General features: G+C 40.4%; 7 protein-coding genes and 1 rRNA gene. 7 read left to right on the top strand and 1 reads right to left on the bottom strand.

The window, feature by feature from the left end; genetic code table 11:
- The first annotated feature begins 12 nt into the window (after window positions 1-12).
- From E0F88_RS31930 to E0F88_RS31955, 6 genes are all read left to right on the top strand, one after another.
- A complete protein-coding gene (locus E0F88_RS31930) occupies window positions 13-3,363 on the top strand; it encodes a DUF4175 family protein (protein ID WP_374756335.1) in 3,351 nt (1,116 codons plus the stop codon).
- A 202-nt stretch (window positions 3,364-3,565) separates the two neighbouring features.
- A complete protein-coding gene (gene ybeY / locus E0F88_RS31935) occupies window positions 3,566-3,979 on the top strand; it encodes an rRNA maturation RNase YbeY (protein WP_131962592.1) in 414 nt (137 codons plus the stop codon).
- Window positions 3,980-4,040: 61 nt separating this feature from the next.
- A complete protein-coding gene (mnmG, locus tag E0F88_RS31940) occupies window positions 4,041-5,903 on the top strand; it encodes a tRNA uridine-5-carboxymethylaminomethyl(34) synthesis enzyme MnmG (RefSeq protein WP_131962594.1) in 1,863 nt (620 codons plus the stop codon).
- Window positions 5,904-6,806, top strand: a complete 903-nt coding sequence (locus E0F88_RS31945) for a class I SAM-dependent methyltransferase (protein ID WP_131962596.1) — start codon at window positions 5,904-5,906, stop codon at window positions 6,804-6,806.
- A 74-nt stretch (window positions 6,807-6,880) separates the two neighbouring features.
- Window positions 6,881-8,503, top strand: a complete 1,623-nt coding sequence (locus tag E0F88_RS31950; protein WP_131962598.1) for an Ig-like domain-containing domain — start codon at window positions 6,881-6,883, stop codon at window positions 8,501-8,503.
- Between the two features lie 436 nt (window positions 8,504-8,939).
- The gene (locus E0F88_RS31955; protein ID WP_131962600.1) at window positions 8,940-10,748 is read left to right on the top strand and encodes a tetratricopeptide repeat protein; all 1,809 of its coding nucleotides are present in this window, start codon (window positions 8,940-8,942) and stop codon (window positions 10,746-10,748) included.
- Between the two features lie 135 nt (window positions 10,749-10,883).
- On the opposite strand, the gene thrC is transcribed toward E0F88_RS31955, so the two are convergent.
- Complete coding sequence (gene thrC / locus E0F88_RS31960; protein WP_131962602.1) at window positions 10,884-12,191, bottom strand: threonine synthase; 1,308 nt, start codon at window positions 12,189-12,191, stop codon at window positions 10,884-10,886.
- A 708-nt stretch (window positions 12,192-12,899) separates the two neighbouring features.
- Between thrC and E0F88_RS31965 the strand changes: the two genes are divergently transcribed.
- Window positions 12,900-13,147 (top strand): 16S ribosomal RNA (locus E0F88_RS31965); the annotation flags it as partial.

Raw genomic sequence — 13,147 nt, forward strand, 5'->3', positions numbered from 1 at the left:
ATCAAAACATATATGACTCCTTTCACACCGGCAATGGAAGGCCTGTTGCTCCGCATCCAGGAATACCGTCAGAAATACTATCAGAACCAATTGCTAAAAGGGCTTATTTTCTCCATAGCGCTTTTGCTGACGGTTTATCTTTTTTTCAACACCCTTGAATATTTCGGACGTTTCAGTTCGGCAGTAAGAGGTATGTTGTTTTTTGGTTTTCTGGCCATTCTGGCATTTTCTTTTTTTCAATGGGTAATTCAGCCACTTATTCACCTATCAGGTCTTAAAAAGCCAATTTCGGACGAAGAAGCTGCGATGCAGATCGGTTCTTATTTCCCGGAAGTAGGAGATAAGCTTGTAAATACTTTGCAGCTCCGGAATCTTTCCGGAACACAGTCAGATCTGATAGAAGCTAGCATCCGGCAAAAATCCGGTCAGCTTCTGATTGTTAAGTTTTCCGATGCCATTAAGTTCAATGAAAATAAAAAATGGATGCGGTATGCTATTTTTCCCATTGCAGCCATTGCGGTTATCCTGCTTTTTAATCCTTCATTTTTTACATCAAGTTCTGACAGGATCATTCATTTCCAGAAAAACTACACTTATGCTCCATTTTCTTTTGCGATTCAGAATAAAAATCTGAAAGCATTCCGGAACGAAGATTTTACTTTAAAACTAAAACTGAAAGGAGAAGCATTGCCGCAATCGGTTTATCTGGTACAAAACGGGAGCCGATTTAAGTTAAATCAGGAAGGTGCTGAGAATTTCTCTTATACTTTCAAAAATCTTCAGCGCGATGTTGCTTTCTCTTTTGATGCGGCAGGATTTACTTCGGACGATTATAAAATTGCCGTGGTGGAAAGACCGTCATTGCTTTCTTTTGATGTAAACCTTCACTATCCGGCCTATCTGAACAAGCCGTCGGAAGGATTAAACAACGTAGGTAATCTGTCCGTACCGGAAGGGACCATGATTGAATGGAATTTTAATACTTCCTCCACGAAGTCGCTCGGTATCCGTTTCGAAAATGATTCGGTTTTATACAAAGCGAAAGAAAACGGAGGTGATCATTTTGAAATACGCCGTTCGGCACGCCGTTCTTCGCAGTATCAGGTTATGCTGAAGAATGATGAAACCAGCAACGCCGATCAAATTGGTTATTACATCAACGTAATTCCTGATAAATCACCGGTCCTGAATCTTGAAAATTTTCAGGATACAACACTATACAATTATCTTGTTCTGGGCGGCTCCATCAGCGATGATTACGGTTTTTCTCAACTCAAAATGTTCTATTCGATTCAGAGAGAGAATGACAAAAAGCCTTCTGCTGCAAAAGGTATCCCGATTCCTTTTAGTAAAACCGTCAATACCCAAAGCTTCTTTCTGCAATGGTATGTAGACAGCTTACAGCTGGCGCCGGGAGATAAGATTGAATATTATGCCCAGGTTTGGGATAATGACGGCGTAAACGGCCCAAAAAGCGCCCGGTCAAGGTCTATTCAATTCACTGTTCCTTCAAAAGACCAGCTGGCGGCAGAAATAAAAAAATCGGAGCAGGAAACAGAAAACCAGATGCAGTCTGCCATGAAAAAAGCAAAAAGTCTGGAAAAGGATCTGGAAAATCTTGACAACCGTTTGAAAAGCAACAAGGAACTTGATTTCAAAGAGCAAAAGCAAATTGAAGATATACTGAAAAAGAGAGAAGAACTGATGAAAGAATTGCAGGCTTTGCAGGAAAAACACCAGAACAGTAACGATAAAGCAAAACAGTTTAACCAGCAAAGTCCGGAGTTACAGAGCAAGATCGACCAGCTGCAAAAGCTCATGAATGAGTTGATGGATAAGGATACAGAAAAACTCTACAAGGAGCTGAAAAAAATCCTTGAACAGAAACAAAGTGAGCGTATGTCCAGCATGATGGAAAAGCTTAAAAACAAAGAACACAATCTTGAAAAAGAACTGGAAAGGACCATGAAGCTTTTCAAGCAAATGCAGCTTGAACAAAAAGTTGAAAATTTGGTCGAAAAGCTGGATGAGCTGGCGGAAAAAGAAGAGCAGCTCGCAGAAAAATCTCAGGAAAATGATAAGAATAAAAATTCTGATGATAAAAAAGGTAAAAATGAAGACCTGAAAAAGGAACAGGAAAAAATTGAACAGGAGTTTGAAAAAGCAAAAGAAGAAGCCAAAGATGCAGAGAAGCTCAGTGAGGAAATAGAACAACCTATAAAAGCGCCGGAAGAAGAGCAAAAAAATGCCTCTGAGGAAATGCAGGAAGCCAAGAAGCAGTTGGACAAGCAACAAAACTCAAAAGCTTCCCAGGCGCAGAAAAAAGCAGCCAAAGCGATGAAGGAAATGTCCAAATCGATGGAGGAGGCAATGGAAGGTGCAGAAATGGAACAGGCCCAGGAAGACATGGATGCACTGAGAGACATACTTGAAAACCTGATCACCTTATCATTTGACCAGGAAGCGCTGATGAAGGATTTCAGAGGCGTAAGCTTGCAGGATCCTCGGTTTGTCAAATTAGGTCAACAGCAGTTGAAACTGAAAGACGATGCCAAAATCGTTGAAGATAGTTTGTACGCACTCGCAAACAGGGTTGTACAGATACAAACATTTATCACCCGTGAGTTGAATGACATGAAGTCCTACATGGATGAAAGTGTCAAAGGTATCAAGGACCGTCAGATCAACGTGGCAACGTCAAAACAGCAATTTGCCATGACTTCAATGAACAACCTTGCTCTTATGTTAAGTGACGTTTTCAAACAAATGCAGGAGCAAATGGCGATGGCCATGCCCGGTAGCGGCAAACCTAAGAAGGGACAGAAAGGGAAAAAGCCGGAACAGGGGCAAGGTGAGGGTGCTGGTGAAAGACAGGGAAAATTGAATGCCAGGATGAAACAGCTGGGGCAGGGAAAAGAGGGACAGGGAAACCAATCAGAACAGTTGGCCCGTATGGCAGCTGAACAAGCAGCAATCCGTAAGATGGTACAGGATCTGATGGATTCACAGAAGGGAACGGGTAGCGCAGCAGGAAAAGAATTGCAGGAAATTGTTGATAAAATGGAAGAGACGGAAACGGATCTTGTAAATAAAAGGATTACGCCTGACCTGATTAAACGTAACCAGGAAATCACTACACGTTTGCTGGAATCGGAAAAAGCGATGAAAGAACAGGATGAGGATGAACAGCGGAAAGCGCAGGCAGCAAAACAATTGCCAAGACAACCACCCGCTGCTTTTGAAAAATACATCCGGGAAAAGGAAAAGCAGACTGAGCTGCTACGCACTATTCCTCCTACCTTTTCTCCATTCTACAAGCGTGAAGTTGATACTTACTTCCGAAAGTATCAAGCTAAAAATTGAGTTACGGAGGCCGTTAATTTAAGTTAACGGCCTCTCTTTTTAGCCGCCTGCCTGTTTACTTGCATTCGCAGCAATAATTCACTGAACAAATCGTATTCAGATACTTAGTATCTTTGCCTTTTATTTCAGCAATGGACTGAATGTTAACTTTATTATAATCAACAAGTACTATGTTGGTTACAACTAATTCGAAGCGAAATTTATGCTCAAATTCTTCTATGAAGAGATTGATTTTAAGGTACCTCAGTCACTTAAAACATCCAAGTGGCTTAAAAACATCTCACTATCAGAAGGTTACAAGTTAGGGGATTTGAATTACATTTTTTGTAGTGATGATTACCTGCTTGAAATTAACAAGCAATACCTTGAACATGACTACTATACAGACATCATTACGTTTGATAATAGTGAGGAAGAGGGGAAACTAGAGGGCGATATTTATGTTAGTATAGACAGAGTTAAAGACAATGCAATAAATATCGGTGTTAGTTTCGATATCGAACTGCGCCGCGTACTTGTGCATGGGCTTCTGCATTTAATTGGTTTTGAAGATTCTGATGACGATTTAAAACAGCAGATGCGGGCAAAGGAAGACGAATGCCTTCTTTTATATTAACATTCCACGTGGAACACTTTAATTAAAGTACTTCAACGAATTCACAGAGATAGACAGAAATATGTTTCCAGAATATGATGTAATCGTAGTAGGTGCAGGGCACGCAGGTTGTGAAGCAGCTGCGGCTGCGGCAACCATGGGCTCTTCCGTATTGCTCATTACAATGAATATGCATACCATCGCACAGATGTCATGTAACCCCGCAATGGGTGGCGTAGCAAAGGGACAGATCGTTCGTGAAATTGATGCGCTCGGCGGACAGTCGGGAATCGTCAGTGACAAAACAATGATCCAGTTTCGCATGCTTAACCTATCAAAAGGTCCTGCCATGTGGAGCCCGCGGTGTCAGAGCGACAGGATGCTTTTTGCCCAGGAATGGAGAAACATTCTTGAAAATAATCCTAATGTAGACTTCTGGCAGGATACAGCAAAGGGAATTTTAATCGAAGACGGTAAAGCCTGTGGTGTAAAAACAAGTCTTGGAATTGAGATAAAGTCCAGGTCAGTTGTGCTTACAAACGGTACATTTCTAAACGGATTGATTCACATTGGCGAGAAAAACTTTGGAGGCGGACGCACTGGTGAGAAAGCAGCCACAGGGATAACCGAACAGCTTGTAAGCCTCGGTTTTGAATCCGGACGCATGAAAACCGGAACACCTCCCCGTGTTGACGGACGTTCTCTTGATTATTCCAAAATGGAAGAACAGCCTGGTGACGAAAATCCAAGCAAATTTTCTTATACCGATACCAAATCCTTAGTTAAGCAAAGGAGTTGCTGGATCACCTACACAAATTCAGAAGTACACGAAATTTTGCGGACAGGTTTCGAAAAATCTCCGATGTTCTCGGGTAGAATCAAAGGAATTGGACCGCGGTATTGTCCATCGGTAGAAGATAAAATAAACCGCTTTGCCGATAAAGATCGTCATCAAATCTTTGTAGAACCGGAAGGGTGGGATACAGTGGAAGTATATGTAAATGGCTTTTCTACATCGTTACCGGAAGATGTACAGTATGCCGCTTTGAGAAAAATCCCTGGTTTTGAAAACGCTAAAATGTTCCGGCCCGGTTATGCCATCGAGTACGATTACTTCCCCCCGACACAACTCAAGTCGACGCTCGAAACACATCGTATCAAAAACCTGTTTTTTGCAGGCCAAATAAACGGTACAACAGGATATGAAGAAGCCGCATGCCAGGGACTCATGGCCGGGATAAATGCCCACAGAAATGTCAATAATCTGTCACCGTTTGTTCTCAAAAGATCGGAGGCTTATATCGGCGTATTGATCGACGATTTGATTAACAAAGGCACCGAAGAACCGTACCGTATGTTTACATCAAGAGCCGAATACAGAACGCTCCTTAGACAGGATAATGCCGACATTCGTTTAACTGCAAAAGGATTTGAAATCGGTTTAGCGGATGAACAGAGGCTTTTAAATGTACAGAAAAAGCAAAAGGATGTAGGAGAGATCATAGCCAGCTTTTCAATAACAAAGCTAACTCCGGAAGAAATAAACGCCGATTTGGAATTACTTGGTACTGCACCAATCAGAGAAAAATGTACGCTTACACAGCTCCTGAGAAGGCCGCAAATTTCGATAGACCAGCTTGCAGAAGCTAATCCAAAAGTTGCGGAACTATTGGAAAACTATGGTTCGGATGCGATTCACCAGGCAGAAATTCACGTAAAATACGACAGCTATATTGAAAAAGAAATGCAGCTTGTTGAGAAAATGAACCGCCTTGAAGACCTTATGATCATTGAAAATTTTAACTATGATGTAGTAAGTTCACTCTCTTTTGAAGGTCGTGAAAAACTTAAACGCACCCGACCGGCTACCATTGGCCAGGCGTCAAGAATTAGCGGCGTAAGTCAGTCAGACATATCTGTATTAATGCTTTTTATAGGAAGATAAATGCCCTTAGAAACACTTAAAAATTGTCCCGTTTGCCATGCTTCCAGTTTCAGTAATTATCTGAACGTGGAAGATTATACCGTATCGCATAAAGAGTTCACCATACAGCAATGTAATTCCTGCTACTTTTTATTTACCAATCCACGTCCGTCAGCAGACGAAATAGGAGCATATTACCAATCGGAAGAATACATTTCTCATCACGACGAGTCAAAAAGTCTGATGAGTAAGGTGTATAAAGCAGTACGGAAGTACACGATCGACAGTAAGGTTAAAATGATCAATGAGCTTAAGCAGCGAAAAGGTTCGCTGCTTGACATAGGTTGTGGAACGGGTACTTTCATTCATGCATGCAAGCTTAACGGCTGGAAAATATCCGCTACCGAACCAGATCCCGGCGCGAGATCCGTAGCCTCTGAAAGGGTAGAGTCAGTTATATATGACAGTATAAATAGCCCGGAATTAACTGGAAAAACTTTTGATATCATTACCATGTGGCATGTACTCGAGCATGTTCATCTGTTAAACGAAACGGTGGAATGGCTACGGAAACATTTGAATGAAAATGGTACGATTATCATCGCCGTTCCTAATCCACAGTCATTTGACGCCGCGAAATACAGCCATTTTTGGGCTGCATACGATGTCCCCAGACATTTGTATCACTTCACTCGGAACACGATGAAAAAGCTGATGGACAAACATAATCTGCAGGTAATAAAAGTTCTTCCGATGTGGTTTGATTCCTTCTACGTAGGGATGCTGAGCACTAAATATAAGAGCAAGTCTATTAACCTTTTTGACAGCGTAAAAACTGGGCTGTTATCCAATTTAAAAGGGCGTTCTGCTAAATCCGACGGAACAAATACTTCGAGCCTTATATACATCATCAATAAAAAATAAATTTGTCTGAACTGATTCACCGGCCCTCAATACTTGATTTGTGTATTGAGGGCTTTTATTTAACTAAAAATTACATGCTGAAAACTCTTGGCTTCGCAATCATTTGTCTGCTTCTGTTTGGCCGCTGCGCGCAGCAGGTTTCTCCTACCGGCGGAAAAAAAGACTCAATTCCACCCAACCTGATACAGAGTATTCCCCTGAATAAAACACTTAATTTTAAAGAAAATAGAGTCGAACTCTTCTTCGACGAATATGTCGTGGTCGACAATATTACTCAGAAACTGGTTATTACGCCGGAGGCAGACAACCCTTATTCTTACCGTTTAAACGGAACTTCCATTGTACTTAATTTTAAGAAGCAGTTTCAGGACAGCACTACCTACACATTAAATTTCGGTGACGCAATTAAGGATTTCGCTGAACGAAATCCGGCGAAAAACTTAAAGCTGGTATTCAGCACAGGCAGTTCTTTGGATTCGGGCAGAGTTTATGGAATGGTAAAAGATGTTCAGACAAATAAACCATTATTCGATGCACTGGTTGGACTGTATAATCCCACCGATACTTTAAATCCGGCAAAGCAAAAGCCGTTTTACTTCTCAAGAACCGATAGCAGCGGAGTGTTCAGTATCGAAAATGTACAAACCCGCAATTATACAATGATTGCTATCGACGACAAAAACCGAAATATGCTTTTTAATGCAAAGGACGAACGAATCGGATTTTTGAGTAAGCCCATATCCGCCGGCGTCGACTCGGTTAGTTATAACATTCTCATGGCACTTTCTGACAATACTCCTCTCAAAGTTCAGCGAACATTGCCAAAAGTGAATAATTATACCGTAGTATTTAGTAAACCGATTGAAAAAGTCAAGGTGACTTTTATGAATAAAGACAGCCTTCCTTACATGATTGAAAATGGCGAACAAATCAAATTTTTCAACGTTCAGCCTCACTCTGATACCACATTGGTGAAGCTATCAGTAACCGACTCACTGGAAACTTCAACTGAATTTGATCAAAAAATTGCATTCCAGGCACCAAGAGGGAAGGAGCGTCAAAAAGATCAGTTCACCATCAGCAGCAGGCCCGAAAATAACCGTCCGCTGGCAAACAGCTTTTCATATCGTTTAATTTTTAATAAACCGGTACAAACGATCGAGGATAGTAAAATCGAACTTATAACCGATAGCCTTACCCACGAAACACTGAAGAATTTTAAATCGACATGGAATGAAACTCATAACGAGCTGACCATTGAAGGCAAATCCTTCGCAAAGGATACCATCAAATGGGAGATTCCAAAAGGAAGTGTTATCAGTGTGGAAGGGGATACATTAGCTCGTACTTTAATAAAACATCCTGTACTGAATGAAGAGGATTTCGGGATTCTTAGGGGAAAAGTAATTGGTGCCGATACCTCCAAACTTTATAAACACTTCATTATAGAGCTCATGGATGATCAGTATAAAGTTATTGACCGCCAATACAGTTCTCCTTATAATTTTATTCACATTCCACAGGGAAAATACTTTCTCCGTCTTATCCTCGATCTTAATGACAACAAAAGATGGGATACCGGACAAGTAAATAAGGGAATTCAGCCTGAGCCGATCATTTATTTACCCGAAAAAACGCTGATCAAAAGCAATTTTGAGCTGAACGATATCAATATTACGCTGCCAAAAGCACCATAGCTAAAATTTTCTTATACACTTTATGTGGATAACTATGTGTATAAGTTAAAAAAGCTGTGGGTAAATACCAGAAAATTGTGAACAATTGTGTTGATAAGTAGCTTTTGATGTGTATATCTTTTAAGTTTTAAAGCTAAAGTGTACAACTCATATCTAAAACTTAGTTAACACCGCGTTAATACACTGTAGAGGTTGTGGATAACATCTGGCGTAAAGTAAGTCTACTTACCCACATTCTAGTGTCTATAAATAATTTCTTATCTTGTGAATCAAGAACTTAAATGTTGACAAAAATAAAAACTACAGTGGATAAACTAACATAGTTATCCACAAAATGTTAACAACTATGTTAATCTTAAGTGTATAAGCCTTTTATACACATATCCACAGTGCTAGAGAATGATAATAAATAAACAAATAAATTTTTTTATCTATTATGAAAAAGGTTTGTAGGTTGTTGGTAATAATCATTTCGCTTGGGGGGGCGCCGGGGTTCGCGCAGAGTGAAAAGGAAATGGCGGAGGAATATTTTAAAAAGGACGATTGCGCCAAGGCAATGACCTACTACACCAATATCTTGAAAACAGGATTTGACAAAATGTCCCTCAAAAATTATACGGCTTGTGTGACCAAAACAAAGACCCTCGGTGATGCAGAACAATTCTTCAAAAAACAAATAAAAGCTGACGTGCCGAACTCTGCCTGGTACTACCTCTACTGGGGAATGCTATTGGAGACACAGGGAAAGCCTCAGGACGCTTCAAAAAAGTTTGAGCAAACATTGGCCGCCACAGGAAACCGGATCGATTTAAAGCGGGAAATGGCGGAAGAGTTTCGGGCGAATAATCAGCCGGTTTGGGCGAAGAATGCTTTTTTGGAAGCAAGAACAATAACTAAAAGGGAAGACCTTTTCCAGCTGGAACTCGCAAGTACCTACCGGGAACTGAATGAGCCGCAAAACATGATCGACGAGCTTCTTTCTTATGGTACGCGCTACCAGAACACAGAAGTGGTACAAAATATGCTTCAGGACTTTACAAAGGATGAAAAGGAGCAGGCACTTCTCGAAAAGGTGTTGTATGAGAAAATACAGAAATTTCCGAATGAAGGTTTTTACAATGAACTGCTTATTTGGTATCAGATCCAGCGGAAGGATTTTTACAAAGCCTTTATACAGGAACGGGCCCTTGATAAGAGATTTAAACACAACGGATCCAGACTTTATAATCTGGGTATGCTGTCTCTGCAAAATCAGGACTATGCAACTGCCGTAAATGTATTTGATTATCTGGTAAAGGAATATCCGAAAGGACAGCTGTACCCGGTCTCGCGCAGAATGGCGATCTTTTCCCGTGAAGAGCAGGTAAAAAACACTTATCCGGTTAAAAGGAGTGAGGTAGAAAAACTGCTGGGGCAATATCAGCAGCTGGTAGATGAACTGGGTGTGAATATTCGGACCATTGAAGCTATTCGGAATATGGCGATCTTAAATGCATTTTATATGGATGATTTTAAGAAAGCTATTTCCATCCTTGAAAATGTGATCGAGGCAGGCAAGCAGGAAAAGAATTTTGTAGATAAGTGTAAGCTGGATCTGGGCGATATTTATTTGCTGCAGGGAGAGCCCTGGGAAGCGACATTGGTTTATTCGCAGGTAGAGAAGTCTCAGAAGGATGATCTTTTGGGCTATGAAGCAAAGCTGCGAAATGCAAAGCTGCATTATTATAAAGGAGAATTTGAATTGGCCAAAGCAGTGCTTGATATTCTTAAGAAAGCAACTTCGAGGGAGATTGCGAATGACGCAAACAGCCTGGGTCTGCTGATCATGGATAACACCGGCCTGGATAGTTCAGAAACTGCGATGAAGGAATATTCAAATGTGGAGCTTTTACTTTTTCAAAATAAAAAGTATGAGGCAATTGACACGCTTAAGAACTTGTATCAGAAATACCAGAACCATAGTTTGTCAGACGAAATTCTGTGGCTTACTGCAAACACTTATATGAAGCTGGACAGCAACCAGCAGGCGCTATCTACTTTAAAAGTTTTATTTGAAAAGTATAGCGTAGACATTCTTGGTGACGATGCACTTTTTGCTATGGCAAAATTGTATCAGGAAAAATTTAATAACAAAGAAGAGGCAATGAAGCTTTATCAGGAATTGATGGAAAAATATCCGGGTAGTATTTTTGTTGCGGATGCGCGAAAAAGATTCAGGCTGCTTCGCGGAGATGTTGTGAATTAAATTGATATAACGATAAAAAGGAAGAGGGAGGCAAATTTTTTGCTTCCCTCTTCCTTTTTAGGTTTAAGTATTTATGCACCTAAGGACGGTTTAATAGCCCTGTTAAAATCTCCGACGCTTAAAATGTTTATTTTCTTAATTTAAATCGCTCAACAACAGTGATTTGAACGCCGAAAATGAAGGTTCCATTTTAGTAGCTACTTTTTCAATAGAAAGCAGGGATTTTAATCTTTCCGGAACTTCGACCGTTTTTCCTAATGTATCTTCTACCAAATCAATAAATTTTGCCGGATGAGCGGTGGAAAGAAAAACGCCGGTGAAGTCCAGGTCATTTTCGATTCGGTATTGCTGAAGACCTCCGTAGGCAACAGCGGTATGAGGACATAACACATAATTTGTATTTCCATAAACTTCACGCATTATTTTTTGCGTTTGTTCATCATCGAAAAAATAACCGGAAATTTTTTCATTGACCAAATTCCAATCATCATTGAAAAACCGGATCAGCCTTACGAAGTTGCTTGGGTTGCCTACATCCATTGCGTTTGAAATTGTTTCTATAGACGGCAAAGGATCGAAGGTCCCATTTTTGAGATAACGTGGTACCGAATTATTTAAATTCGTAGAAGCAAGAAACTGCTGCACCGGAAGGCCCATTCTGTAAGCAAGCAAACCCGCGCTTAAATTTCCAAAATTTCCACTGGGTACAGAGAACACAAGCGGTTTCCCTAACTTCTTTAATTGTGCGTAAGCAGAGAAGAAGTAAAAAGACTGAGGAATGAGCCGGGCGATATTGATTGAGTTGGCTGATGCAAGATTAAATTTTGAAGTTAACTCATTGTCCAAAAATGCTTCTTTCACCAGTCTTTGACAATCGTCGAAGGTTCCGTTCACTTCCAGAGCTGTTACATTATGCCCAAGTGTAGTTAGTTGCTTCTCCTGGATCTCACTTACCTTTCCGCTGGGATACAGAATTGTAACGGAAATTCCGGGCACCTTAAAGAAGCCCTGCGCAACTGCACCACCTGTATCACCGGAAGTAGCGACCAGAATTTTTATCTCTTTTTTTGAACGTAAAAGGAAGTATGACATTAATGCTGCCATAAACCTTGCTCCAAAGTCTTTAAAGGCCATAGAAGGGCCATGAAAGAGCTCTAAAACGTAGTCGTCAGGAGTTATCTGAACTACCGGAGATTCAAAGTCATAGGCTATATCAATAATCTGCTGTATACTATCCCGTGAAATATCATCGGAAAGCAATGTATATGCTACTTCGACAGCTATCTCTTTAAAAGATCTTTCTTCAATAGTACTTAAAAAATCATTGGAAAGCTGTGGAATGTGATCAGGCATATACAGACCGTTATCCGGAGGTAGGCTGCGGAATACTGCTTCTTCCAAAGAAGCTTTTAGATCTTTTGTCCTCGTACTGTAAAATATCATCAGTTATAAATAATGTGGTCGCATAAGAAACCGTAAATTTAGCTAAAATACCTGCTGTTCAGACAGCTTAAAGTATATTAATGCAGGCTTTAGTATATAGAAGGTCGTTTTAGTTACAAAGGGGTAAGGGAGTGTCTGTTGATCGCTGCACCGGGTGTGTAGATTTAAAAGTTGTTACATACAATAGAAGGATAGACAAGTCCAATGTCAATTTCGCCCGAAGGGCGTCAGACAATTAATAGAGTTTATACACTCATATAGGAGGTATAAAGACTATATCTATGTTTTGAACCTATTTAATGGATTATTGGAACCTGAAAGAAAGTATCCGACCATTGAAAACAATAGATTTAAACACATTTAAAATTCAGTTGATACTTAGTATTGTAGCTTTTATAGAGCTAACCTATATGATTTGATTATATAAAAAGAATGCCTGATTTTGACGTTTTATAGGACAATAGAGATTATTAGTTTGAATACCTGAAGAACTTTAAAAAAAATCAAAATATTTCTTGCTCAGTGTTTGCACCTACAAAAACTTTTTCTACCTTTGCAATCCCAATCGCAGACAGCGGAAACGAAAAGAGAGAAAGAAAGTCGGATTGGCCCTGTTCTTTGACATGATGAGATAAACTAAAAGAGTAAGAAAAACTCGTTTAAGAAGATTCGATCCTATTTTTCGGAATAGAGGTCACAACAAAATTTACAATGGAGAGTTTGATCCTGGCTCAGGATGAACGCTAGCGGCAGGCTTAATACATGCAAGGCGAGGGGGCAGCAATGTCACCGTCGTACGGGTGCGTAACGCGTATGCAACCTACCTTCAACTGGGGGATAGCCCGGGGAAACCCGGATTAATACCGCATGATACATTTGGTTCTCATGGACTGATTTGTTAAAGATTTATTGGTTGAAGATGGGCATGCGTTCGATTAGCTAGTTGGTGCGGGTAA

Origin of the sequence: Dyadobacter psychrotolerans, from assembly GCF_004349265.1 — a bacterium.
Taxonomy (GTDB): Bacteria; Bacteroidota; Bacteroidia; order Cytophagales; family Spirosomataceae; genus Dyadobacter; species Dyadobacter psychrotolerans.